The 26,645-nt window shown below is 35.5% G+C and carries 27 protein-coding genes; 4 read left to right on the forward strand and 23 right to left on the reverse strand.

Translation table 11 applies throughout. The annotated features are described in order from the left end of the window. Positions 1-45: 45 nt before the first annotated feature. From ACIQXW_RS18545 to ACIQXW_RS18565, 5 genes are all read right to left on the reverse strand, one after another. Positions 46-846, reverse strand: coding sequence for an arylamine N-acetyltransferase (locus ACIQXW_RS18545; protein ID WP_402764567.1), 801 nt, complete (start codon positions 844-846; stop codon positions 46-48). Beyond that, positions 843-1,547 (reverse strand): SagB/ThcOx family dehydrogenase, encoded by a 705-nt coding sequence (locus ACIQXW_RS18550; RefSeq protein ID WP_402764570.1) that lies wholly within the window; start codon positions 1,545-1,547, stop codon positions 843-845. The genes ACIQXW_RS18545 and ACIQXW_RS18550 overlap by 4 nt, the downstream gene beginning before the upstream one ends. Before the next feature lie 12 nt (positions 1,548-1,559). Further along, complete coding sequence (locus ACIQXW_RS18555; RefSeq protein WP_402764573.1) at positions 1,560-2,777, reverse strand: YcaO-like family protein; 1,218 nt, start codon at positions 2,775-2,777, stop codon at positions 1,560-1,562. After that, complete coding sequence (locus tag ACIQXW_RS18560) at positions 2,774-3,544, reverse strand: hypothetical protein (RefSeq protein ID WP_340826139.1); 771 nt, start codon at positions 3,542-3,544, stop codon at positions 2,774-2,776. Before ACIQXW_RS18560 ends, ACIQXW_RS18555 begins: the two co-directional genes overlap by 4 nt. A gap of 94 nt (positions 3,545-3,638) precedes the next feature. After that, positions 3,639-3,767: a hypothetical protein gene (locus ACIQXW_RS18565; protein WP_340826140.1), complete on the reverse strand. Its 129-nt coding sequence runs from the start codon at positions 3,765-3,767 to the stop codon at positions 3,639-3,641. A 158-nt stretch (positions 3,768-3,925) separates the two neighbouring features. Here ACIQXW_RS18565 and ACIQXW_RS18570 point away from each other — a divergent pair, with 158 nt between their 5' ends. Next, positions 3,926-4,759: an alpha/beta fold hydrolase gene (locus tag ACIQXW_RS18570; protein ID WP_402764577.1), complete on the forward strand. Its 834-nt coding sequence runs from the start codon at positions 3,926-3,928 to the stop codon at positions 4,757-4,759. A 54-nt stretch (positions 4,760-4,813) separates the two neighbouring features. Here the strand turns inward: ACIQXW_RS18570 and ACIQXW_RS18575 are convergent, their stop codons facing one another. The 11 genes from ACIQXW_RS18575 to ACIQXW_RS18625 all read right to left on the reverse strand — a co-directional run bounded on the left by ACIQXW_RS18575 (position 4,814) and on the right by ACIQXW_RS18625 (position 14,836). Then, positions 4,814-4,978 carry a hypothetical protein gene (locus ACIQXW_RS18575; protein ID WP_340826143.1) on the reverse strand — a complete coding sequence of 55 codons (165 nt, stop codon included), beginning with the start codon at positions 4,976-4,978 and terminating at the stop codon, positions 4,814-4,816. Between the two features lie 125 nt (positions 4,979-5,103). Further along, positions 5,104-5,979 (reverse strand): helix-turn-helix domain-containing protein, encoded by an 876-nt coding sequence (locus ACIQXW_RS18580; RefSeq protein WP_402764581.1) that lies wholly within the window; start codon positions 5,977-5,979, stop codon positions 5,104-5,106. Between the two features lie 441 nt (positions 5,980-6,420). Further along, positions 6,421-6,660 (reverse strand): short-chain dehydrogenase, encoded by a 240-nt coding sequence (locus tag ACIQXW_RS18585; RefSeq protein WP_340826146.1) that lies wholly within the window; start codon positions 6,658-6,660, stop codon positions 6,421-6,423. Between the two features lie 158 nt (positions 6,661-6,818). Beyond that, complete coding sequence (gene fadH / locus ACIQXW_RS18590) at positions 6,819-7,586, reverse strand: 2,4-dienoyl-CoA reductase (RefSeq protein ID WP_401021363.1); 768 nt, start codon at positions 7,584-7,586, stop codon at positions 6,819-6,821. A 327-nt stretch (positions 7,587-7,913) separates the two neighbouring features. Further along, on the reverse strand, positions 7,914-8,318 hold the full coding sequence (locus tag ACIQXW_RS18595) for a DUF1700 domain-containing protein (protein WP_402764585.1): 405 nt from the start codon (positions 8,316-8,318) through the stop codon (positions 7,914-7,916). A 2-nt stretch (positions 8,319-8,320) separates the two neighbouring features. After that, on the reverse strand, positions 8,321-8,650 hold the full coding sequence (locus ACIQXW_RS18600) for a PadR family transcriptional regulator (protein WP_340826150.1): 330 nt from the start codon (positions 8,648-8,650) through the stop codon (positions 8,321-8,323). 217 nt (positions 8,651-8,867) lie between these two features. Further along, entirely contained in the window at positions 8,868-10,052 is a 1,185-nt protein-coding gene (locus ACIQXW_RS18605) for an iron-containing alcohol dehydrogenase (protein ID WP_402764588.1), read from the reverse strand. Between the two features lie 17 nt (positions 10,053-10,069). Next, positions 10,070-10,831: a 3-hydroxybutyrate dehydrogenase gene (locus ACIQXW_RS18610; RefSeq protein WP_402764814.1), complete on the reverse strand. Its 762-nt coding sequence runs from the start codon at positions 10,829-10,831 to the stop codon at positions 10,070-10,072. A gap of 15 nt (positions 10,832-10,846) precedes the next feature. Further along, positions 10,847-12,163, reverse strand: a complete 1,317-nt coding sequence (locus ACIQXW_RS18615) for a GntP family permease (protein ID WP_401021360.1) — start codon at positions 12,161-12,163, stop codon at positions 10,847-10,849. Between the two features lie 243 nt (positions 12,164-12,406). Beyond that, positions 12,407-13,927, reverse strand: a complete 1,521-nt coding sequence (locus ACIQXW_RS18620) for a CoA-acylating methylmalonate-semialdehyde dehydrogenase (protein ID WP_402764592.1) — start codon at positions 13,925-13,927, stop codon at positions 12,407-12,409. Between the two features lie 15 nt (positions 13,928-13,942). Next, positions 13,943-14,836 carry an NAD(P)-dependent oxidoreductase gene (locus ACIQXW_RS18625; RefSeq protein WP_340826154.1) on the reverse strand — a complete coding sequence of 298 codons (894 nt, stop codon included), beginning with the start codon at positions 14,834-14,836 and terminating at the stop codon, positions 13,943-13,945. 233 nt (positions 14,837-15,069) lie between these two features. Here ACIQXW_RS18625 and ACIQXW_RS18630 point away from each other — a divergent pair, with 233 nt between their 5' ends. Continuing rightward, complete coding sequence (locus tag ACIQXW_RS18630) at positions 15,070-15,687, forward strand: TetR/AcrR family transcriptional regulator (RefSeq protein ID WP_402764595.1); 618 nt, start codon at positions 15,070-15,072, stop codon at positions 15,685-15,687. Positions 15,688-15,928: 241 nt separating this feature from the next. On the opposite strand, the gene ACIQXW_RS18635 is transcribed toward ACIQXW_RS18630, so the two are convergent. The 6 genes from ACIQXW_RS18635 to ACIQXW_RS18660 form a co-directional block, all read right to left on the reverse strand. Next, positions 15,929-17,941 carry an EAL domain-containing protein gene (locus ACIQXW_RS18635; RefSeq protein ID WP_402764598.1) on the reverse strand — a complete coding sequence of 671 codons (2,013 nt, stop codon included), beginning with the start codon at positions 17,939-17,941 and terminating at the stop codon, positions 15,929-15,931. 54 nt (positions 17,942-17,995) lie between these two features. After that, positions 17,996-20,152 (reverse strand): RNA degradosome polyphosphate kinase, encoded by a 2,157-nt coding sequence (locus tag ACIQXW_RS18640; RefSeq protein ID WP_340826158.1) that lies wholly within the window; start codon positions 20,150-20,152, stop codon positions 17,996-17,998. After that, positions 20,118-21,695 carry a Ppx/GppA phosphatase family protein gene (locus ACIQXW_RS18645; RefSeq protein ID WP_402764602.1) on the reverse strand — a complete coding sequence of 526 codons (1,578 nt, stop codon included), beginning with the start codon at positions 21,693-21,695 and terminating at the stop codon, positions 20,118-20,120. Before ACIQXW_RS18645 ends, ACIQXW_RS18640 begins: the two co-directional genes overlap by 35 nt. 164 nt (positions 21,696-21,859) lie before the next feature. Then, on the reverse strand, positions 21,860-22,762 hold the full coding sequence (locus tag ACIQXW_RS18650; protein ID WP_340826160.1) for a chemotaxis protein: 903 nt from the start codon (positions 22,760-22,762) through the stop codon (positions 21,860-21,862). A gap of 69 nt (positions 22,763-22,831) precedes the next feature. Beyond that, positions 22,832-24,154 (reverse strand): MFS transporter, encoded by a 1,323-nt coding sequence (locus ACIQXW_RS18655; RefSeq protein ID WP_402764606.1) that lies wholly within the window; start codon positions 24,152-24,154, stop codon positions 22,832-22,834. A gap of 200 nt (positions 24,155-24,354) precedes the next feature. After that, a complete protein-coding gene (locus ACIQXW_RS18660) occupies positions 24,355-24,675 on the reverse strand; it encodes a winged helix-turn-helix transcriptional regulator (protein ID WP_401009670.1) in 321 nt (106 codons plus the stop codon). A 153-nt stretch (positions 24,676-24,828) separates the two neighbouring features. Here ACIQXW_RS18660 and ACIQXW_RS18665 point away from each other — a divergent pair, with 153 nt between their 5' ends. Then, positions 24,829-25,221: a DoxX family protein gene (locus tag ACIQXW_RS18665; RefSeq protein WP_401021341.1), complete on the forward strand. Its 393-nt coding sequence runs from the start codon at positions 24,829-24,831 to the stop codon at positions 25,219-25,221. Positions 25,222-25,241: 20 nt separating this feature from the next. After that, complete coding sequence (locus ACIQXW_RS18670) at positions 25,242-25,490, forward strand: hypothetical protein (RefSeq protein WP_402764608.1); 249 nt, start codon at positions 25,242-25,244, stop codon at positions 25,488-25,490. Between the two features lie 56 nt (positions 25,491-25,546). Here the strand turns inward: ACIQXW_RS18670 and ACIQXW_RS18675 are convergent, their stop codons facing one another. Continuing rightward, on the reverse strand, positions 25,547-26,413 hold the full coding sequence (locus ACIQXW_RS18675; RefSeq protein ID WP_401021336.1) for an NAD(P)-dependent oxidoreductase: 867 nt from the start codon (positions 26,411-26,413) through the stop codon (positions 25,547-25,549). Positions 26,414-26,645: the final 232 nt, after the last annotated feature.

The raw sequence follows: 26,645 nt of genomic DNA on the forward strand, positions 1-26,645 counted from the left end.
ATCGATAGGTTTATCAATTAAATTAATTACATTAACTATAGCTACTCACCTCATCTTGCTTTTATAATGTTGGTCCAATAAATAAATATAATCGTCCCCATCCACATTAAAATTACTGACAAGTATGTTTTTTAATTCAACTGTATTTGTATAGTCATATTGGACATCTTTAATTTTTTTCCCTTTATAAAACTCCTTATAGCTATTGTTAACTAGAAATAAAAAAGTATCTTCATCTTTCCATTTATTAATATATAAATTTTGAAGAAAGGTATTATCTTCATTCATCGAATTTTCCCATTCACGCCAAAAATCATGAACACTTAGGAAGCTACCATCCCACCTTTTTGCGGGTTCTCCGCCACACAGAAGGGTGCCGCTTTCATTTTCAGGCATATACCTCCATTCAACAGAATGCACATGATTTGTTACTATCCAATTTTCTCTTAATGGGAAAGGCTTAAATAATGGCGCCCAAAAACCAACATCAACGTAAAACTCTTCCGCATCGTAGCTGACAACTAACGCAAAATGTAGTTCCTCTAATTTAATTATTTTCACTTCATAATTAAGTGAATGTAACAGATTATAAAGACCCCACGTGAGATGAAAGCATGTTCCACCATAACCATTTTGAGAAACAGATTGGATATATTGATTAACATCTGCATAATTCTCTTTTAATGTTTTTTTAGCGTTATAATCTTGAGATTTTCTAACTGTATCGAATGGTATAGCTAACTGATGATTTAAGATAATTCGCGAAAGCAAGTCAAAACGTGGTAAATGTAAGAGCATAGAGTCATCAATGCTCAATAATCTTAAATATTCTCTATATGCCATCATGTAAACTCCCCCTTTTGACCAATACAATATAAATATAGTGGCACTTCATCTAATGGTAGATTAAGTGCACTATGTAATTTGTCATCATAAAAGCCACCAATAGCACAACAACCTAAATCTGGATTATCCATAATTGCCCTCGAAATATTTTGACCGATGTGACCTGCTTCAAGAAGGGCGTATCTATACCCTCTTGCTCCGTATTTATTAATTATGTCTTCCATTCTTGCCGTCATTACTATGACAAATGGAGCGCTATAAACAAAACTATTATTAGTAGGTAGAAATGAATCAAACGCTATTGCATCACGTATATAATTAAGTTTTGCTTCTGATCTAAGGTAATGATATGTTCCTTTTAAATAATGGCTAGTAGATGTTAGCACATACATTTCAATTGGATATAATCCACCAGCTGAGGGGGTTAAAGATTTAATTTCTTCCCCCCTTTTCTCTAAAAAGTAGCTCTTTTTTAATATTTGTAAAAGTACATCCATTGTTAAATCCACTTTTTCATAACTTCTAAAGGAACTTGTTATAGTACCGTTAACATTCGACACATCGCAATAATTTTTATGACTAAGTGGATATAGTTTGCCATCACTATCTATGTTAAAACTTTTCCCCGGAGCATTTAAAATTTGCGAAAGATAGTTTTTTGAATTATTATGATAAAACTCGTATATATATGAATCTTTCAAATAAAGCCCTCCTTATGGAAATGGGTGCGGTTCTGTATTTATTTTTCTCCCTAATTTAGAAGCCGTTTCTTGTAACCTTGGGCAATTGAGTAGTGGATCATTAATTGAGAGAAAACACAAAGTGGGTATTATCACTCTTACAACAGATAATCCCATTTGTTTTACATCTTCAGTTGTAATTTCACTATAATATACTTTATGACCTAGACGATTAATCCTTTCAACTGCGTCAGTAAATTGCACACTAAGGTCTTCTACGGCAATTTTAGGTATAGAATTAGGAAGGAGCTGCAATAAAATTTCATCATTATTGCCAGCTAAATAATATAGTGGATGATCATCTAAAGTAGATGTATAATCAAGCTTTTTAGGAATAGGCTCTTTATAGTGATTTATCAACTCATAATAAATCGAAAATCCTCCTAACCCTTCTTCAATTGACTTTCTAATTGCATGCAAGTATTCGAGTGAGCTAGCACACCCTAAGTAAAATCCAGCATTCCCTGTAACTTTTACAACAGTTAATATTGTAGGCACTTCCAAATCAGTGCTAATATCATACACCCTCAATTGTAGATTGCTATTTTCAGCAAGCTCCAATAGTCTTTTTACATATTCGTTGTGAACCGTATTTAAATCAATTTCTCCTCGTACGCAACCAAGTAACCAAAATTTAACAAATGCATCTCTTTCAATACATTCATTAAAACCACTTAAAATTGCTTTCTCTAAAGTTTGGCCACAAGCTAATCCAGTAGAAATTAAATCCCGTAATGGCAAATGACTAGGAGGGCTAGTTAGAAAAATCAGTTCAAATGGGACTAATATTTTTTTATTATCTACTACATCTTTTGCCTCAACCCATGCTCTCGGTTCGTTAACGTCGACTTCTTTGTACATCGTATTATTCTTATATTGGTCATCTGTATATCGAGTAATAAATGTAGGATTAAGTGCCTGATGACTAATATCTGCATATTTTCCGATATAAATGTCTTTCATATTAAACTGATTAGCACAATACCTCTCAACACTTTCTCCAATTGCAGCAGACTTAGCATGCTCCCTACTTATTGAAAAGCCAGAGCCACTACTTATATAATGATTATCACCATTAATTACTGCTAAATAGCGAAATAACCTAGGTGACCCAGGCAAAGGGTAAATTTCGTTTAATGTTGAAATAAAGCTTGCTCTTAAAGTATCCTCAATTATTATTTGATTACTCATAAACTAACCTCACCCCTACAAAACTCACAGTCAGGCATTTGATATACAGGATATTTTTTAATTTCAAGTTCCTCAGCGTCAAAAACGATTTCAGTATTAAAGCATAGTGTTGGCGTTTTAGCTCTACAGTACTTTAATAATTCTTTTTCAATAAAAGGCGCTAAAAAAGCTTCTAAATTGCCTAAACTTTTATTTTTTATAGGCTCTTCCTCCGCTCTACTAAGGCGTTTTTGGAAGCAATTGTAACAAGGACCTCCATCAGGAAAGAAAATCGGTCCCATAAAAAGTTTAGAATAGCTAAAGGAATATTTTAACCACGGGACTTCAATAGCTCTTAAACGTTTATGTACCTGTGAAAAAAAACTACTACCATCATTATCAAGTGCTATTACAATGTCTGTGTTTTCTAATGAGATATTTTCTAAATTAGTAAAAGTTATAATTTGATTTAAAGTAGGAATGTCAAAAATTCGCTGTAACTTTTCACTATTTAAACTTCCAGAAACTATGCTCACTTTCAGCAATGGTGCATCATTAATCGAAACAATTCCAACTTTCTCTAAATCACTTATATTATTTAATAATTCATGTTCTTCCATATGGATTAATTCACTTATTTTTGTCAAAGGAATTGTACCTGTTAAATAAGGAAATAACTGATTAAAATTTGTTACACCTTCTCCATCTATCTCATAACCTACTCGATCATTAATAAATATTAGCTTTTCAGATAAACGTTGTAGTTCCCCGTTTGATTGAATATACATATTTATCACCTCAAAGTTACAAAAAAGTAGCAAATTTAAAAAATTCGCTACTTTTTTAAATTTTTATATCTAGATGGTACGAAAATATTTGCTCTTATTTTTTTAATGGACGAGCTTCACTTCCACCTCCACAACAGCAACCAGCTTGTAGTAATTGTTGTGAATCTTTTTTAGTTTTTGTGTTTAATGATTGAACATCTACACTTTTAATTGTTAATTTCATATTTAACACCTCCTTGTATATAATTATACTAATTTTTAATATTTTTACAATAAATATATTTATTAAATTATAAAATTACTTATTTTTATGGATATTTTATAAATAAACTTATTGTAATAGTGTTATAATAAATAAAAACAATTGGAGGCAGGCACCCTATGTGGACACAATATATGATTGAAACCCCTCGAGGACACTTTGAGTATTTTAAAATGGGAAATGGTGAACCAATTTGTATAACACATCAATATACGGAGTTTAATAGTAAGGGCAATATATTCGCAGCTCCTTTTACTAAACACTATACTGTCTATTTAATTAATTTAAGAGGCTGTGGAAACTCTAGCGATTCAACATTAACTGATGACTATAGTTTTATGACTAGTGTTAAAGATTTGGAAGCAATCAGAATATCACTAGGTTTGTCACAGTGGAGCTTTGCTGGTCATTCTGCTGGGGGTATGTTGGGTTTAATTTATGCGATAACGAATCCAAATTCTTTACAAAAAATTATAGTAGGTGGTTTGTCCGCATCGTCAAAATATATGTCGCATCCAGATAGCATTTATTGTAAAAGTAATCCTAATAATCCAAGGTTATTAGAAATTTTAAAACTTCTTAAAGATCCATCTAAAACTTTAGAAGAACGAAGAGCTTTAAATAAAGAATGGAATCTAATGTCCATTTATAAAAAAGAAGATTACGATATCATAATGTCTCGACCTAATAGTGGAAAGGCAGTAAACAAAAGATTAGATTATTTTATATCTACGGAACTAAAAAACTATGATATTACTGATCGCTTAAAAGAAATAGATAGCCCTTCTTTTATTTATTGCGGAAGGTTTGATACACAATGTCCTTTAGTTTTTTCTGAAGAAATCGCCACGGAAATTAACAATTCTAGCTTAACGATATTTGACGAAAGTAGTCATAATCCATTTGTCGAAGAAGAAGAGGCATTTAATAATTTTGTTAAGTCGACTAAATAAAGAAAAAAGCTATTCCCCACATATAGGAGGAATAGCTTCTTGTTCATCATAGGATTAGTGTTGACTTGGTAAATCAGGTATATCTAGAACTTCTATAATATTGACTACTTCAATATTTTTAGGACTGTCCACCATTGCTGTTGGTTTTGTTGTTGGTCCACTAATAAAAGTTACGAAAAGAGTAGATACTACTAAAAATTGCGTTATTATTTTCTTCATATATTACCCTCCTTTTGAAATATTATACATAAATATTTTGATTTTTTCAATAAGTATTTTTATATAAATATTTATTTTAATAAAAAATTCCCGACAGCTGTAATGCAATCAGGAATCCCATATCATTATCGTTTTTCAGTAAAATAATCTAATTTTACTTTTTCTATCACATCAAGGAATTCATAATTTCCCTCAATTTCGAAAATATGTTGCGCTTTCTCAAAATATTGTTCTGATTCCTTTATTCTATCTAAAATAACTAAATTCCTACCTATTTGGAAATAAAGCTCTCCCAATAAATACAGTGACTCTTCTGTAACGCATATTTTAATTGCCTTCTTACATTCTAAAATAGCTTCTTCTTCTCTTTTTAAAGCAACTAAAGTTTTAGATAGACCATATAAAATTCTAATCTTCAGCACACTATCTTTTAAATTACTTAAATCGTATTCTGATTTACACTTTTGGAAGATTTCTAAAGAATTTTCATACTGCTGTACTTCAAAATAAATAATCGCAATGCTATTATTTATACTAATAGTCTGCTCTGTATAATTTTCCTTACCGGTTAATTTTAAAGCGCTGTTTAATATATTTATAGCGTTAACACTATCTTTATTTAAATAAAAATCACATATGCCCTCATGCCATAGTAAAAACTGTTTGTCTTCATTACTGCTAAAATTCGCCTTTTCTTTTTCCGTTTTTACTATATAATTTATAGCTTGATAATCACGATTTCTTATTAGTTTTCTTATTAATTTTTTTGTTTCCTCATTATCATCTTGATGTGTTTTCAATGAATTTTGTCCGAAGAAGTAGTTAATATCTAACTTTAATTTTTGAGCAATTTTAAATAACACTACACTAGATGGTACACTTTCACCTTTTTCAAAATTACTTATCATCGCTTGCGTACAAATTCCATCTGCTAGCTCCGCTTGTGTAATTCCTCTATCTTTACGTGCTTCTTTTAATTTACTTGAAATAAGTTCTAACATAATTCTCCTTTTCTTCTACAGTATATAGTTCTTATACTTACGTAATCACTTCTTTTTCTATGAGAACCCCATGGTGCATATATTTTGAAGAAGTTTGTTATTACTTTATAATATAAACTCCTTATCATTATAACTATTCTAATAATAAAAAAGTAATATGTCCATAACTCAATTAAAGCCCCTAAAATTATTACGAGCAAAGACAAGGAGCATTATTTAAACTAAATGGAGCTCCTTTCAAAATTTACTGTTGAAAAGAAAAAAGTGCTGTCACTCAAAATGTTTGAGCTAAGCACAAATTAAAGTTAATAAAAAAACACCTTATAAATTCGCAATTTTAAGGAAAAATAATATTTAACACCTTAGCTTTAGACGAAATTTTTTATTAAAAAAGAAGTATCACATTGACCAATGCAATGGTGATACTTCGTTTAAAGCCGTTTAATATCCTATCTTACTCCAGTAGTAAAAAATCATAATCCCTAAAAACAGTAAAAAAACAATATACACCCAAACAATTGGATTCAGCATTGTTGCAAATTCTTCGACTGTCCCTGAAATCGGCGTATCTTTTTCCGATTTCCGCTCGGAAGTCATCTTGGCAATTCGCATTGTCGCCACAAAGGATATAGCCGCAATGATTGTAATTGCAATAAGAGCTGGTATTAACCACATACCCATAGACAAAACTCCTTTCTTTGCCCTTAGTATGCATCAATACAGCTCTTCATTATGCAATGATTTTTTTCGAGACTGCTCAAAAGCCTCACTTAAAAGCTGTGACATCGGCAAGTCCATTTAACTGGATTCAACGACATTCATTCTTTTGCTGAAGCAAGTTAAAAAGGGGATTGATTTAGCCACTGTCCTCCATCCAATGTGACACATTCACCATTCATATAACGCGCCTTATCAGACATCATAAATGTTGCAAGATCAGCTACTTCCTCTGGTGTACCAATTCGTCCAAGTGGTACAGAATCAATTGTCATAGCAGCAGCTGCCTCTGATTCCCATAGTTTAGCTGCACCACCAGTACGTTCAATTGGACCTGGTGCAATGGCATTTACACGAATTCCATAACGTTTCCCCCACTCGACCGCTAAAGTTCTTGTCATTGATAATACGCCTGCTTTTGCAGCAGATGAATGTATTACACCAGCGCCTGCATTCCAAGCATAGGTCGCCACCATATTGATAATTGAACCGTTGATTTTATTTTTAATCCAATATTTGCCGATGGCAGAAGAGCAAAAGAACGTACCATTTAATACAATATCAACTACTGATTTCCAACCATTAGGCGTCAAATCTTCTGCACGAACAATAAAGTTACCAGCTGCATTATTCACTAGTCCATCAACTTGGCCAAATTTTTCAACAGCAAACGTGACCATTGCCTCCGCCTGCTCTGGTATACGAACATCCATTTGGAATGTTTCAATTGTTTTTCCTGCTTCTAATATAAACTTTTTAGCTTCTGCTAATCGCTCTTCATTACGACCTACTATAACAACATTTGCGCCTTCTGAAACGAATTGCTTTGCCATATAAAGCCCCATACCACTTGAACCACCTGTAATAATAATCGTTTTCCCCTGCAACATTCTGCTTCCCCCTTCGTTTTTCAAAAAAATGAATACTCATTCATTTTATTTTACTATATTTTCTCGAAAATGTCATATTAATTCTACAAAACTCTTTTTTTATAGAGGTGCATGATTCAGAGTAGCGAAAAAAAAACGTCAAGAAGTGCACTTGACGCCTTTAATATTAATTATTAGATGATTACTGCCGTTGATTTTCGATGCGGGTATACGCGTAAGGCGCAACCCTCGCTAGTTTGAAGTTTGTTGCGGCTTACATATTGTGCTTTCCTGCTTGAGTTACCGCCTTTCACTCCAATCAAATGTTAAATAATTTTTTTAAAATTATTAATTTCCGATTTCTTCATACTCAACTATTCCATTGGTGTCAGTAGGGTTATCTGATAAACTTCCTATAAATACTGCAATTGCTAAAAATATAGCAATAAAGATTATCCCTATTAAAACTATTACTGTAATCCATACTTTTTTGCTACTCTTTTGTTTAATTTGATACCTATTTTCAGAGAAGGATGCACTATACAATTGTTGAAACTCAGCTTTAATTTCTTTCGCTAATTCATTGGCTGGGAGAAAACTTTTTAATACCTGTTCTACGGATTTACCATCATTTACTGATTGCAATAAATGGTCTTTTACTTCCACGATATGATGATCTCTATCCTTTTTTGGTAATGGCTCCAACTCAAATTCCAGTTGACGTATATATTCATTTATCTTCCGATTATCCACTTCTAATCCATCCCCTTAATTTCTTCAAAATATTTTAATATTGATTCTAACTCCTTCAGTCGATTTTCTACTAATGCCTTTCCTAAATCTGTGATACGGTAATACTTTCTAATTCTTCCTTCGTATTCTTCTGAAAATACATCAACATAATCATTCGCCGTCAAACGTTTTAATATTGGATAAATTGAGCCATCAGAAATAGAAAAACACTTGCTCTCTTTCAATTCTTTAGTCAATTCATAGCCATACATCGTTTTTTTCTGTAGCATCATTAAAATAGCAATTTCAAATAAACCCTTAAGATATTGCGTATTATTATTTTTGTTGTCCATAAGGTAATTATATTTTACCAATACATATGTATCAATCACATATATGTATAATTAATACATATCATTTTTTATTTGTGTAAGGAACTGTGCATTATAAATGCCACAATATGACGTCTAATTTTATGTAATATCAACTCCTTTTTATTTTTCAACAAAAAATTTCAAATAAAAAGTGCCTTCCTCTATTACATAAAGGAAGACACTCAGACTTAATTGTTTAAAACTCATAATAATAAGCAATTTTGTAAAGCGCCATTAACTCGTCGTGCGTTGGCACTTTAGGGTTATTTCCTGGACTACCACTTGCAATTGCATCGGTTGCCATTTTTGGAATTGCCGCAAAAAATGCATCCTCCTCAATTCCCCATTGCTGTAAATTGCCAATGTTCATCTTTTTACACAGTTTTTTTATTGATTCAATTGCTAAATTTGCTAGCTCTTCTTGTGTTCCATTTTTTCCATCCTTATTAAAAAATTGTCCTATGTCTGCTAAGCGATCCACACATGCATCCTTAGTAAAGTCTAATACCGCTGGTAGCAGCATCGCATTTGAAATTCCATGAGGCACATGGAAGAGTGCACCTATAGGACGTGACATACCATGCACTAAAGCTACTGACGCATTGGAAAACGATAGTCCTGCTTGCATGGAGCCTAGAGACATCGCCTCTCGCGCATCGATGTCATCACCATGCTCATATACTTTTAACAAATTATTAATAATTAAATCCATCGCCGATAATGCTAATACATTTGAATATGGATGTGCTAAACGTGATAAATAGCTTTCAATAGCATGGCTTAATGCATCAATGCCAGTCGCAGCTGTGATGGCTGGTGGAGAAGTTATCGTTAACATTGGGTCGACAATTGCAACTGGTGGCATAAAAGCTTGTTGTTTTATCATCATTTTTACATCATTAGTCGTGTTGGTAATAACGGTAGCATCTGTAGCTTCTGAGCCTGTGCCTGCTGTAGTCGGGACTGCTATATGTGGAATAGGCGCTTGCTCAGCGATTTTCGCCATTTTCATGTAATCACCAATGTATCCACCATTTGTTGCTACAACAGCAATCGCTTTAGCTGTATCAATGCAACTTCCGCCACCGACAGAAATGATGACATCACATTGCGCAGATAGCAAAATTTCAAGACCTTCTGCTACATACGTATCCACTGGCTCAGTTGTTACCCCTAAATACGAAACCGCTTCCAAACCATTGACTGTCAATAATGACTTACACTGATTGACAAACCCTAAGCTATCCATTATTGGATCGCTAACGATTAGTGCCTTCGTACCTAGTTTTTTAGCATATAGACCAACCTCTTCGAAAGCATCTCTTCCATAAATAATCGTCCCTGGAGAATTTACAGTGAAGGTTGTTTTTGTTTGAATCATAACGCATCTCTCCTCCATTATTGAGCAGTATAACCGCCATCTAATACAATCGCCTGACCTGTTAAGCCTTTTGCTACATCACTAGCTAAATAGAGTGCAAGTCCTGTAATCTCTGAAACTTCTAACAAGCGCTTTTGAGGGACAAGAGGGTATAACAACTGCTCCAGTACTTCTTCTACTTGGATACCCCGTGTCTTTGCTAAATCTGTAAACTGATTACGGACTAATTCCGTATCCACATATCCTGGACATATAGCATTAACAGTAATACCATCATTGGCCACTTCAAGTGCTGCGACTTTGGTTAATCCGATTAGCCCATGTTTTGCAGCATTGTATCCTGCTTTACCAGCAAAACCAATAACGCCGTTTATTGATGCCATATTAATAATGCGTCCAAATTTATTTTTCTTCATATGAGGTAATGCATATTTCATTGTGACAAATGGTGCAACAAGCATTACTTTTTGCATTTGTTCAAATATTTCAGTCGGAAAATCCTCGATGTAAGAAACATGTTGGAATCCTGCATTATTAATTAAAATATCAATTGTGTTAAATTTCTCAACGGTGAAGGCAATCGCATCGCCAATTGCTTGTTCATCTGTAACATCACATGTATAAGCTGTTAATAGTGGATTTTGTTCTACCGCTTCAGCTAAGCGTTGCTCATTCATATCCGAAATAACAACATTCGCCCCTTGCTCAGCAAAAGCTTGAGCAATTGACAGACCAATTCCACGTGCAGCGCCAGTAATAAATACTGTTTTGCCATCTATCACTTCGTTTCCCTCCTACATTCCAATTGAGAATAATATTATCGCAATAATTGTACCGATAATTGGTATAATGACTGTCAATGCCCCGAAAGGCAAATAGGCATCCTTATGTTTTTCATTACATACAGAATTTATCGTCGTCACAACATAGCCGCCATGTGGCAATGAATCAAGCGAGCCAGAAGCAATCGCGATTGTTCGGTGTAATGCTTCCGTATTTACTCCCATGTCAATATAATGAGGAGCAAGTAATGGCATCGCAATCGTTTGCCCACCTGATGCTGACCCTGTTAAACCTGCAATAACAGCGATAGCAATAGCACCGCCAATTAATGGATTTCCAGGAATATTGGTCATTAAATCTACAGTTGCAACGAATGATGGTGTAGCTTTTACAACACCCCCAAAGCCTACTACTGCAGCCGTATTTGCAATAGCTACAACAGCACCCATCGCACCTGCTGCGAGTGTCGCACTAACAGATTTTGAATACTTATAACTTACTAAATATGCCATAATACAACCGCTCGTTAGCGCAACGATTAAAGCCGATGTGCCAAGTGAGTCATGGAAAATGAACGAAATCAGTAAAACTACTAATAATGGCACTAAGCTTAAAATAGGGCTAGGTAGCTTACGTGTTTCGTCAACTACTGGATCCGTTGAACGTTCAATAAACACTTCACCCTTTTTCACTGCACGTTTAATCATCCAGTTCAACCATAGTGCGCCACCCACCGCCATAAATACTGCGACCACAATACTAACTTCCCATCCTGCATATGGTGTCGTATGTAAGTATTCAATCGGAATCCAGTTCTGAATCTCTGGTGAGCCTGCTGATGTCATCGTAAAAGTCACAGATCCCAAACCAAGTGCCGCAGGAATAAAACGACGCGGGAAATTCGCTTGCTTAAATAAACTAATAGCCATCGGATAAACAGAGAAAGCAACAATAAATACCGAGACACCACCATACGTTAAAACTGCTGCTGCAGCCACCACAGCAAAAGTAGCATATTTCACGCCAATTTTTTCAACAATCCATTTGGAAACACTATCTGCTGCACCTGTATCTTCCATTACTTTTCCAAAGATTGCACCTGCCATGAACATTAAATACCAAGAACCAACGAAGCCAGTAAATCCATTCATATAACTCGTTAAGAAATTAGCTTGATTGTCATTTGCAGTTTGTGGGAAGAAAGCTAGACCATTCGTTACAGCCGCTATTAAAGCTGTTAATGGTGCTGAAATAAGTAAATTGACACCTCTCATTGTTAAATAGACTAAAAGTGCTAAACTTCCAAAAAGTCCAATATACGCTAACATCCACATCCCACCTATCTTTTTATAGAAAGTGCTATGTTACATCCAATATTATTCGTATTTTTACGCAATAGGTGGAGCTTTCCGCGGGCAAGCATTGAACAGATTCCCTCACTACGCTTTAGTCTCGAGTTGTTCGTTCGCTTGTTCTTCCCGCTGGAGTTACCACCTTTTGTTCCATTGAAATTCGTTATTTTCCTTTTAATACTATTTATGAAATTAACTCAAGTGATACAGCTCTATCCATTAATCGTTATTACTTGGGAATGCAAATGTAGATGCCGATGAAGCATTACTTGTCATCCAGCGTTCAGAAATTGTTTTAGTCTTTGTAAAGAAACGTGCCTGATCCGGTCCAAACATATGCCCCTCACCAAAACGTGAGCCTTTAAATCCAGCAAAGTTATGGTAACCAACAGGAATTGGAATTGGTACATTCACACCTACCATTCCTACATCAATCTCTGTTGTAAATTTCCGAGCTGCAAGCCCATCATTTGTAAAGATCGTAACTCCATTGCCAAGCTCATGCTCGTTAATAAGCTCGATTGCCTCTTCTAACGAATCCACGCGTACGACATTGCGGGCAGGTCCAAATACTTCTTGCTCATATATTTCCATACCTGGTTTTACATGATCTAATAATGTAGGACCTACAAAAAATCCTTTTGATTCGTTTACAATACCTAGCTCACGACCATCACAAACAACAGTTGCCCCTTCTGATTCCCCTTTATCAATTGCAGCAAGAATTGCTTCTTTAGATTGCTGTGAAATAACTGGACCAAAGTCTGTATCCTTATCTGTATAAGCGCCTACTTTTAATGCTGTAATTTTTTCTTTTAATATTGCTACTAGACGATCTGCTGTTTCTTTACCAACAGGCATTATTGTAGAAATTGCCATACAACGTTGTGATGCTGCTCCATATGCTGCACCGATAAATGCATTTGCAACTTGCTCAAGGTCTGCATCAGGCATTACGACCATATTATTTTTTCCTCCGCCTAAAGCAGTGACACGTTTACCATATTTTGAACCCGTTTCATAAATGTATTTAGCAACCGGTGTTGAACCAACAAATGAAATCGCTTGCACAATTGGGTTTTCTAAAAGTTCATTTACTGCATCTTTATCGCCATTCACTACTGTCCAAATACCATCTGGCAACCCAGCCTTTTTCCATAGCTCACTCACATATAACGCTGTCATTGGTACTCTCTCCGATGCTTTTAATACAACGGCGTTCCCTACAGCAATAGCCATACTCGTTTGCGCTAACGGCACCATAATTGGAAAATTAAATGGAGAGATTGCCGCTACAACACCTAAAGGATACTTAGCCGAATAGGCATTAATTTGACCGCCAACGTTTACAGAGTACTCTCCTTTTACTAGATGGGGAGCACCAATTGCTAAATCAACCGACTCTAGCCCTCGTGTAATTTCACCTCTTGCATCTTCAATCGTTTTACCACTTTCCGTACAAATAATTTGTAATAATTCTTCCATATTATCTGTCACTAAATTACGGAATTTTAATACGACCTCCGCACGTTTAGATACTGATGTATCACGCCATTTAGGAAATGCTGCCTGTGCTTTAGCAATTGCCTCCCGTGTCTCTTCTACTGTTGCTAGTGGAACTTTTGCGATGATGTCACCTGTTGTAGGATTATAAACCGAACCGTACCGACCACTTTGCCCCTCAATCATTTCTCCACCGATAAAATGTGTTAAAGTTTTCACTTCTTGCGCTGTTGTCATAACTATTTTCCTCCTTTAATGTTGTTTAATAATGCATTTTTCCTTCAGACTTAAATAAGCTGCCGACATATCGTTTTCACCATAGCCCTCTGCTGATATATCATTGTAAAGATTCACTAGCTGTTCCCCTATCCGAAGAGGCACACCTGCTTCATCAGCCATATTTTTAGCTAGCCTTAAATCTTTTAGTAATAGATTTGTAGAAAAACCAGGCTCATAATTTTCATTTTTCATATATTCTAAGTAATTGCGTTCGTAAATACGACTTTGTCCATAGCTATTACTTAATACTTCGTAAAGTGTATTAGCTGGTATCCCCATATTTTCTCCAAGGACAATCGTTTCAGCTACCGCCTGTGTATAAAAACCTATCATTAAATTGTTGAGTAATTTAATACGTGTACCGATACTAGGTGATGCACCAAGATGATAGACGTTTTTTCCAACTATTCCGAAAATTTCAGCTCCACTTTGATAATCTTTTTCTTCTCCACCTACCATAATTGTTAGAGTTGCATTGATTGCACCAATAACTCCACCACTTACAGGAGCTCCTAGATATCGTAAGCCCAATGATTGCGCCTTCTTATGTAGCACATCATTTAGCTCAGGATTTACTGTACTAAAATCTATCAGCAAGCTTTCTTGCTTAGCATTTTGTAAAATCCCTTCTTCTGATGTAAAGACATGTTCAACTATTTGCGGTGTTGGTAAGCTTGTCATAATGACATCACTTTGCTTTACAAGTTCTTGTGCAGTTGTTACACCCATACCACCTTCTGCAATAAATTGCTCCATTGCTTTTGTATTCGTGTCAAAACCGTACACTTCATAACCTGCGCGAAGTAAGTTAATCGACATTGGTAAACCCATATTGCCTAGGCCGATAAAACCTAATTTCTCTTTCATTCGAGTTCCCCCATTTCCTGTGAATTGCGTTAATAAGCGCTGATACACTAGCAAACTTTACGTTTTTATCGTAACATTAATAACGAGATACTCTTGATGACCGCAGTCACTGACTTCGGTCACTTAAATCATAAACAAACTTAATATAGCACGTCAATCAAAAAATTTTATATTTTCTGAATAAATTTTATGGTCATTATTATAGGATATTTTAATTACGGAGGCAGAAGGGCATGAATTCGTTAACTACTCGCCAAAAAAAGGCATTAGAAACTCGGGAAAAACTACTCAAAACTTCATTAGATTTATTTAATAAACATGGATATGAGCATGTGTCTGTTGAACAAATTACGAAAGCATGTAACGTATCAAAGGGGACTTTCTATACACATTTCCCATCCAAATATGATGTTATTTTGGAAAAATTCGAGGAGCTTGATAGTTTTTATAGTACAGTCGAAAAAAATATTGATCAAACATTATCGGCAAGTGACAAAATTCTCGCGCTTTATAAGGAGCAAATGCTGTATTTAACAAATGTTGTTGGAAAAGATTTATTGCGAACAGTATATTCTGCCGCAATGACCAATCAAGTTGAACAAAACCATTATTTAATTAGCCCTCAACGTAAAATCTTCCAAATTATCAATACTTATATTGAAGAGGGCGTTCAGCAAGGAGAATTTGTTAACGGTTTACAAGCGAAACAAATGCAACAAATTATTCAGCGCTGCATGCGCGCGAATGTTTATGATTGGTTAATTCATAACGAGGAATTTGATTTAGTTTCAGAAATGGCACACTTTACAGCAGTTGTTCTAAATGGCATGAAGGTTCATCCTACAAAATAGCAAAAATTACAATAAGAGCACCTCGATATTCTCGAGGTGCTCAGAGTGTTGACAGAAGGTATATGGAAGTTCTTGCTCACTATTTTTTAATTAGTTGATTGGAGCGAAGAGTGAGCGACTGCTGCGGGAACAGCACAAAACGTAAATCGCAACAAACCGCGCATTAGCGAGGGGTGTGGCTTACGTCGTGCCCGCGGAAAGCGCCCGCCCATAGCGGAAATCAACGGCAATGTGATATCAATTACCCGACAAAATATTGTGCAACAATCGTTTCAACGGGTAAAGGTTTATTGTATAAATAGCCCTGCCCTTTTTGACAACGATGGCGTTTCAAGAATGCTACTTGTGATGGCTCTTCAATGCCTTCTGCAATTACTTCAAGTCCTAAATTATGGGACATCGAAATAATGGCTTTAATAATCGCCTCATTTTTATCATCCTTTTCAATATCAGCAATAAACGATTGGTCGATTTTTATAATATCGATTGGATAGCGTTTCAAGTAGCTAAGTGATGAATAGCCAGTGCCAAAATCATCGACCGAAACATAAACCCCTAGCTGCTTCAGTTCCGTTAAAATTGAATATGTTTCATGGACATTGGTCATTGAGCTTTCTGTAATTTCTACTTCAATTAATTGTGGTGCGACATTATATTTTTTCAATGTTGCTTTAATCTTCCGTGCGAAGTTTTCTTTTCTAAATTGTTTTGGAGATATGTTGATAGCGATTCTGACTGGTCGATAGCCCTTCACATTCCATTCCTTTTGATAGCGACAAACCTCATTAATAATCCAATCACCAATTTCAACAATTAAGCCTGTCGCCTCGGCAATAGGTATAAATTGCGCTGGGGATACAAAACCAAATTTACGATTATTCCACCGCAATAACGCTTCAAAGCTATTAATGCTATTATCATTTAAATTCATTTGTGGCTGTAGATGTATACTTAGCTCATTAAACTCAATGGCACGACGTAAATGGGCCTCCATCAATGCCTCATTTGGAAACACATTAGTCATATCATCCCGATAATAGCGGTAATGTGAACGTCCGTGCTCCTTCGCTGAAAATAAAGCTTGATCGGCCTTTCTCACAAGAGTTTCTATATCCTTACCGTCAGCGGGACTTAAGGAAATACCAATTGAAACACTGATAAAATACTCCTGCTCATCAATCATAAAGGGCTGTTTCAACGATTCTAATATTGAATTAGCTAATTGCTCTATTTTATCGATTGTTGCATCCTTTAAAAGAAAAATAAATTCGTCGCTATTATAACGATAAAGTGAGCATGTTGAGTAACAAAGTTCACGAAGTCTATGACTAAACATCCGCATTAGTTCATCACCCTTACTTTCACCAAGGGACTCATTAAATTTTTTAAAGCGATCTATATCTACTAAAATAATTGTTGCCTGCTGATTTTCACTTTGTTTATCGCTCAAATGCTGTTGCCAATGCTCTTTAAACGCTCTACGATTCCAAATACCTGTCAATTCGTCCTTTAAGGCTAAATAATAAAAAGCACTGTGATCACTCTTAAACGATTTCGGGTCTTTTACAAAAAAATGTACCCCTATTATTTCTCCATTAAAATAAGTTGGATGTATACGCAAATAAAATGGCTCGCTACTTAGTAAATTGCCCTTAAATAAACATTTAGCCATATCCAATGTAGCGCCTTCAATCGTTTTAGCAAATAATAATTGTACTTCGTTTACATAGTTGCACTCCAATAATGAAAAAATATCAAGTCCTATAAGACTGTGATGTTCCCTCGACAATACAGACGTAGCAGCAACGTTTTGATGAATAATACGACCTTGTAAATCAGTCGTTAGCACAGGACACACATGTTGTTCAACGAATTGCAAATAAGGCTTCGTATCATTCTGTTCCTCACGTAAAATAACAGCTATAAGTGATGCTTCCAATTGCTGTACACTTACAGCAAACGATTTTTGCATTTGCTCAGTCTCTGAATAAAGCTCAATCTTCCGTGCAATGTTAAATTCTTGTTGTACAATTTTCAATAATTGCTGCCAACATTGCTTAGTAAAGAATCGGTCTGCTTTCGTTGCTTTCACATCGTGCAACACTATAGCTAATGGGAGTTTATCGTTATAGTGAACAATTTCAAATTCCCCATTATCAGCTTTTTTCAAGCATATAACTGCATCAAACGGATTAAGCAGTGCCATCTGTCGATAGTTTGCGAATTGCGCTACATTTTCTCTATATTTTTTCATTATATCCCTCTCTAGGTAGCGTGTTTACTCTAAGTCGTCTAGTACGCTCGTTATTTATTCTTCATCTAGCGTAGGCTTTAGAGCATCCTTTAAGAAAATTTCCTGACTATTAATAGGGTCTTCGCTTCGATCAAACTCTTTATAATGATATTTTCCATTGGAATCTTGAATACGAGCCTTTGCAGTATCCTCAAGTTGTTTGTTCATAATATCCATAATACGGGCTTTTGCTTCAATTGAATAGACAGGGAAAAGAATTTCAACTCGTTTTATCATATTTCTTGTCATCATATCTGCGGATGATAAGTAAACTTTGTTTTCACCATTATGATGGAACCAATAAATACGTGAATGTTCAAGGAATCGACCAACAATACTTGTGACGGTGATATTGTCACTAATACCTGGTATGCCTGGCCGTATGCAGCAAATACCGCGAATAATAAGCTCTACTTTTACACCAGCAATAGAGGCTTCGTAAAGCTTCATCATTAAATCCTTATCCGTTAATGAATTCATTTTAGCTCGAATAAACCCATTACCGTATTTCTTATGACAACTAATTTCTTCATCCATTAAACGGATAAATTCATCACGAATATCAAATGGTGCAACGACTAAATGATTAAAAGTAGGTTTTTCCGTATAGCCACTTAAATAATTAAAGAAGTTTGTTGCATCAATACCAAATTCCTTATCAGATGTTATGATGCCCATGTCCGTATAAATTTTAGCCGTTGCATCATTATAATTTCCTGTTCCGAGATGTACAAAACGTTCAATTTTCCCATTTCGACGACTCACGACTAACGTTATTTTAGAGTGAGTTTTTAAATTATTCATACCGTATATAACAAGACAACCTGCTTGTTCCAGTTGCTTCGCCCAATGCACATTATTTTCTTCATCAAAACGGGCTTTGAGCTCTACTAAAACAGTCACTTGCTTGCCATTTTCAGCCGCAAGTTTTAATGCTTGTATAATTGGGGAATTGCCACTAACTCGATACAATGTTTGCTTTATTGCTAATACATTTGGATTTACAGCTGCCTCTGAAATAAAGTCTACTATCGGTGCAAATGACTCATATGGATGATGAAAAAAAATGTCCTGTAGTAACGCTTTTTCAAAAATATTTTCATCTGATTGTAAATCTAAAGGTGGCTGTGGGATAAAGCTTTCATACTCTAAATGTTCTCGTCCTACAGAAATACCTTTCACAAACGAAAACATAAATGTTAAATCTAATGGGCCATCAATATGAAAAACATCGGTCTCCTCGATTTCAAATTCATCTAGTAAATAAGCTAGGACTTCTTCATTCATTTCTCCGACACGTACTTCGAGTCGACTACCGACTCCCCATTTGCGTTTTTTTAGTTCTTTTTCAATTTCAACGAGTAAATCGCGTGCGCCTTCTTCGTGAATCGTTAAATCCGCATTACGTGTTAGACGGAAAGCCTGTGCAGATTTAACACTGTACCCATAGAAAAGCTTTTCAATATGAGCAACAATCACATCCTCGAGTAGTACGATTACCGTTTCGCCCTCAGCACAAGGGACTTTAATATAACGATCCAAAACAGATGGCACTTGCACTATCGCAACCCTTTCACGGCTTTCAAAATCTGTTTCATCTTGTTCTAATAGTACAAGTAAATTTAAAGTTTTCCCTAGCAATGTTGGAAATGGTCGATAAGCATCTACTGCCACAGGTGTTAGTACAGGGAAAATTGTCTCAGCAAACATTTCATTTATAAATGCTTTTTGCGTACTATTTAAATCCTTCATGTCCGCAATATGTACATTATGCTGGGGCAATAAATCATAAATTAAATGTCTATATACTTCCGTTTGTCGACGTACTAAAGCTTGCGTACGCTCAGCAATTTTTGCCAATTGCTCTTTTGGTGTTAAGCCTGATTTATTTTCAGCTTTATGAAAACCAGCACGTACTTGGTCCTGAAGCCCTGCTACGCGCACCATAAAAAATTCATCTAAATTGGAGCTAAATATCGCTAAAAACTTCAAACGTTCTAGCAGAGGATTATTGACATCCTCTGCTTCTTCTAAAACACGCTCATTAAATGCCAACCAGCTTAATTCACGATTATTATAATATTGAGGCTTTGCAATTTCTTCGAGCAAACGGCTATGTGCTTCTGAAAAATCTTCTTCATGTAAGCGATTGTTCGTTACTTCCGTTGTCATCTTGGTTCCACCCTTCTTCAATAAAATTTACTTTAATTGGTGTCTTTAGAGCACGTTCTAGATGTTTTTTATGCCGATTAGCTTGATATTTTTCGGCAGCCGCATTTTTTTTAACGTAAATGTTTAGCTGGACAAAATTATCCTTAGGTTGCATTTCAATAGCATGTACAATATTTCTTTTCGATACATTTAACGCATAGACAAATTTTAATAATGCACCAAAATCACGTATTTTACGATGTTCTTCACGACTCATCCATTCTATAAAAGGAGCAGCAAATCGGTAAAAATAATCTTTATTTTTATACGATGCTAAAAGTGCAAGTTTTAGTCTTTCCTTATGGTTTAAGCCATCAATTGATTGATTGGCAACTAAATAAAAGGTATGTTGGCTGGCGGAGCTTAACTCAATATATTCCCCGATATTAAATATCTTTGCTGCCTTCCTCAACAATTGCAAATCGATCTCGTCAAATTGTAAAAATTTCAAATGACAACACTCACGGTATAATTGATCTGCTAGGTGCATTAAATAATCAACTTCTGCCTCAGAGCGTCCGTACTGCCTAGCTAACCTTCTAGCGTTTCCCTCAAAAACATTATATTTATCAAAGGCATTTGCATCTTTTTGCAAAATACGGTGGATAATAAGCCCTTCTCGTAAACCTTTTTTCGTTAGCTGGAACACTTCACTACCGACAATGTCCATAAGCACGCGAAACACCTCTAAAGCAGGTACAATAATATCAGCGCGGTCTGTCGATAAACCATCTAAATGTTTTAATTCTTGGAAGCTTAAGTTACCTAAAAACAAACTGAGCTGATCCAAATCCTCTTTAGATATTTCGTAGCCATGCACACTCGCAATAGGATATTGATGCCGTTGCTGATGAACTTGCGCAATATTTCTTGCACTGCCTCCGATCGCAATAATTGGTAATCCTACTTGTTGAATCCAAGGAAGTGATTTAAACTGCTCTTTCACAAAGGCAATCAATTCTTTCTTCTCACTACTATTCATAATGTCACCTTTTACGAATCGTTGCTTTAACGACACCGTTCCAAAAGGAAAGCTAAAGGATTCAATTAGTTCTTTATTTTTAAATAGCGTTATTTCTGTACTTCCCCCACCAATATCGATGGTCACGGCAGAAAGTGTTCCAATTGAATGCGCTACAGCAACATAACCAAAATACGCCTCTTCCTCCTCAGACAAAAGCTCTATTTGTATGCCGGTTCTCTCTTTCATTAAAGCTATAATTTGTTCTCGATTCGTTGCTTGGCGAATTGCAGCTGTTGCAGCAGCTTTCACATCTACAATTTCAAAATCATCAAGCATTGCTTTAAATGTTAATAATGTTTCCGTTAGTACTTGAATACCTTCTTCTGACATGTCACCTGAGGGTTGCAAATATGTACGTAACCGTGCAACCGTTTTAATATTACCTAGCTCTCTAAGCCCCTCTTCATTATCATACTGATACAGCACTAAACGAATCGTATTCGAACCAATATCAATGATAGCTGTTTTCAATTCATCCAAATAATCACTTCCTTTATAGAACAATCGGTAGTCTAATTATTTTGTGTTAATAGCACCGTCATTTATACAAAAAAAGTCGGAACCTAAAAGGTATCCGACTTTCATTTTTTATTAACATTTCAGGATACCAATTATTATAATTGTGAAGTTCCTTTTCGCTAGTTTTATAGAATAAGTTGATCGACGCGTAAAATAAGCTCTGCAATTTCGGGTTTACTAATTTGGTCCTCTGCCCCTACTTGATCGCCTTTATGGCGAAGATCATCTGTAATTAAACTAGAGAAAATAATGACCGGTAGCTTTTGTAAATCAGGATGCTCTTTAATTTTGCGTGTAAGATGGTGACCATCCATTTGTGGCATCTCAATATCAGTAACTACTAATTGAATGTGCTCTGTTACATTACTGCCACTTTTCGCCAATGCTTCTAAGTATTCATAAGCGTCACGGCCATTTTCAAAGAACTCAACATTCTCATAACCGGCTTCCTTCATCGTATCAAATAATAACTTACGTAATAATGGTGAATCCTCAGCAATTAAAATGCGTTTTTCAGAGCGTTCACGTTTACCAAGTTTTTTTACTGACTCTACACTAATACCCGAATCAGGGTTAATATCAACCATAATTTTCTCGAAATCTAGTAATAAAATCATTTGTTCATTTTGCTTAATAACACCGATAACTTGCGAAGTACCCCCCTGATACATATCTGAAGGTTTTTCGATTTGATTCCATGAAATACGGTGGATTTGTGTTACGTTATCTACATGAAAAACAACTCGTTGTTTATTAAACTCAGCAACAATATATTTTTGTTGTGGATTACGTTCTGCACTTTGTATCCCTAGTACTCGTAGCATATCTACTACTGGGAGTACCTCGCCTCTTAATTGAATAATTCCCTCAACATGCGGGTGCGCGTGTGGAATAAATGTTACTGGAATCGGTTGAATAATTTCTTTTACTTTAATAACATTAATACCGAATTTATTGTTAGCTACTTCAAATTCAACGATTTCTAGCTCATTTGTGCCACTTTCTAATAATATGCCTTTATGTTCCAAAGCAACCCCGCTCCTTTCTATTTCAACATCAAATAATAATTCAATTGTATCATAGGCGATACAATTCTCCTATCTGGTATTTCCATTTTTATCATTAACTTTTAGATGAACCAATAGACCAATAACCGTCATCAAAATTAATGTTGATAATGCTACGCGACTTGCTAATGTACCGTAATCTCTCATCCATAATGTAACCGTTCCATATACAGCTGGTCCGATTATCGATGAAACTTTACCAGAAAAAGCAAATAGTCCGAAAAACTGCCCTCGCTTATCATCTGGTGATAGCTCAATAATATATGTTCTTGATGTAACCCACATAGAGCCTAGTGAAATACCAAACATACTGCCAGCAATCCAAAACATCCACTGTTCTGTCGCAAAAACAGCAAAGGTTAAGGCGATAATCATTAACACCGCTACAATAGTAATAGCCCGCTTAGCACCAATAGCTTTCGTAATATAGCCGAATGCGAGTGAGCCAATAATTGTTGATACGGTGGAAACTAAATATAGAATAATAAATTGACCTGAAGAAAATCCTACAATAGTAGTTGCGTAAACAGCCATCATTGCAATTGTTGTGGCAATTGCATCATTTAAAAAGAAATACGCAATCATAAAAGTAAAGATCGCTTTATATTGCTTCATATCCTTAAATGTACTAATAATTTCCTTGTAACCTTCAAAAAACTTCGTCGTTTTACGCTGTTCTTTTGGTATCGGCGTATCTTTATTAATAAAAAATAATGGCAATGAAAATAATAAATACAAAATCGCTGTTGGTATAAATGCACGGTGGAAATCACTGTTTCCTACATATAAATAAACAAGAAGCCCCAAAATAGTACCTAAGTAACCAATCGCTACACCATAACCAGAAATTAGGGGCATTTCTTCTTTTGTCCCAAGATCGCCCATCATTGAATCATAGAATACGAGACTCGAATTAAAGAAAAATTTCGCAATGACAAAGCTTGCAACAACTAAAAATAAACTGAGAGGTACACCTGAATAATTTGTTGTTGTCTCTAAATTTGCAAAAACACCCATCATAAAGGTAAATATAATCGAAATCGATGCAAACCAGACAATGAATCGTTTTTTATAGCCTGTTTGATCTATCCATACCCCAAAAAGCGGTGAAAAAACTACTAGAAAAAAGCTTGCTAATGCATTGGCATACGAAATAAATGTACTAGCTACTTGTTGCATGACTTCATTCGTACCTAAAACTTCGTCCATATAAAATGGGAAAAAAACTGTATTAATATTTGAAGAAAATATCGTATTAGCAAAATCGTAAAACGCCCATGATAGTATCGGCAATGATAAATAGAGTGCCAGCTGACTGCGATGCTGAGCTTCTCCTGCTTGCCTCTGATTCATTAAATCCCTCCTTTTCCTTCTTATAATATTAAATTAATTCCTATCTGTATTAAAAAATACCTTTTGTTTAATAAAAATTAATATTATTTACAATATAACAAATACAACTGCTAAATGGCCATAAATTGGTTAATCCGTTACCAACCATTTTACAAAGAATAAAAAAAGATATTCAAGCCCCTCGCTTGAATATCTTTTTATTATTCCTCAGTAATAGTTACCCATTTATTAGACCATTGTTCTATTGCTTTTAGCACGGGTGTGATTGCATATCCTTTTTCTGTAAGCTCATATTCAATAACGACTGGTGTAGAAGGAATCACGGTACGTAGAACAATTTCTTCGGTCTCTAACTCCTTTAGTCGCTCTGTTAACACACGACTACTAATATTCAACTGATTTTTAATGGTTGAAAATCGTTGTGGACCGTCAAGTAGCTGATAAATAAGCAAAGTATTCCAACGATGATTCAATAGCATAAGTGCCTTTTCAAATCGTGGACAAATATTTTTTTGATTCAATTTACTCCCCTCCATTATTACTAGTTCTTATTAAAAGATTATATCACTTTTTAAAAATCAGTTCTTAAAATCAACTTAGTTACTTGACAAAAGTTGTTTTTAAAAATAAACTAAGTTACGAAATGTAAGTTAAAGAAAAGGAGTAATTACATTATGCAAAACATTGGTTCAACTATTTTACGTGTCGTTCTCGGCATTATTTTTACGGTGCACGGTTTCCAAAAATTCCAAGGCGGAATCAGCTACACTGCTGACTTCTTTGATAGTCTAGGTATACCAGGTTTTATGGCATATATCGTTGCGGTTATTGAATTAGTTGGCGGAGCTGCTCTTATTTTAGGCTTAGCAACAAGAATTTTTGGTGCTTTACTGACAATTACAATGATTGTTGCTATCTTTACAGCAAAGCTTAGCATTGGTTTTATCGGAGCGGATGGACTGGCTGGTTATGAGCTTGATCTAGCATTAGGTGCTATAGCACTCTACTTTGCTCTTGCAGGGGCATCTAGCTTCTCCTTAGATTCTCAACTTTTTAGTAAAGAGTAGAGGATCGTCTGCGATGGAGGATGCTTTTCAAACGTTTACGGGCGATTTACGGATCTTTTGTGGCGATTTCTCCTGCCTTGCGGGCAATTCTCAGACCTTTACTGGCGGCGATTTCTCCTGCCTTACGGGCGATTCTCGGACCTTTACTGGCGATTTCTCCTGCCTTGCGGGCGATTCTCGGATCTTTACTGGCAATTTCACTAAGTTTATTGTCGGAGGGTATTGCCAGGCACTCAAACAAAACGGCATGCAAAAAAGTGTTAGATTGATGGCAGTCAATCTAACACTTTTCTTCTTTTGCTTCTATGAATTCAATTATAATTGTCTATTGATAATACTTTAGAAGAGCCTGTGTACCGTTGTCACCGTAGCCTTCTGCAATTAGCTTTTCATACATTTCATAAGCTAATGATAGCCCTGGTAGAGAAATACCCATTTTTTGTGATTCATCTAAAGCAATTTTCATATCCTTTACGAAATGTTTAATATAAAAACCTGGGGCAAAATCTTCCTTCATCATACGTGGTGCTAAATTACTTAAAGACCACGAACCAGCAGCACCTGAAGAAATAGATTTTAAAACAGTTGCTAAATCTAGCCCTGCCTTTAAGCCATATGCTAGCGACTCACATACACCAATCATCCCAGATGCAATAACGATTTGATTACACATTTTTGCATGCTGTCCTGCACCTGCTCCACCTTGGTAAACTATATTTGCACCAAATTGTTGTAATACTGGTGCAACTTGATTAAATGCATGTTCGTTCCCACCAACCATAATCGACAATGTGCCATTCTGAGCACCAACATCTCCACCAGAAACAGGGGCATCCAATGCTTCCACTCCTAGTGTTTGAGCATGTGTATAAATCTTCTTCGCTAAAGTTGGCTCAGATGTAGTCATATCGATAACAATATTACCAGCCTGGGCAGTTTTGAATAGACCATGTTCACCAAAATAAACTTCCTCAACATCAGTTGGATAACCAACCATCGTTAGCGCTATATCCTTATCTTTAAAAGCTTCAGCTGGAGAACTAGCCCAACTAGCCCCTAATGCCATTAACGGCTCTGCTTTTTCTTTTGTGCGAGTATAAACTGTCACCTCATGGCCATTTTCCAATAAGTGTTTGATAATGCTAGCACCCATAACACCTGTACCGATAAATGCAATACGCTCTTTTCCCATATGTAATAACTCCTTTACTTGAATCAATTTTATTCGCATCATTACACTATAGACGGACGCTTTTTCGGGCAAGTACCGAGCCACTTCCCACGCTAAGCTTCTCTTCTTGTTGGAATAGCCGCCTTCCGCACGATTGAATGAAACTAACTCACTTAGTAAAACTAATCAATTTATTCCTTACGCTCATTTAGATTAGTTGAGCTTTAAAGAATTTTTGCTTAGCTTATGATGT

Origin of the sequence: Lysinibacillus sp. NPDC097162 (assembly GCF_044762185.1) — a bacterium.
GTDB lineage: Bacteria > Bacillota > Bacilli > Bacillales_A > Planococcaceae > Lysinibacillus.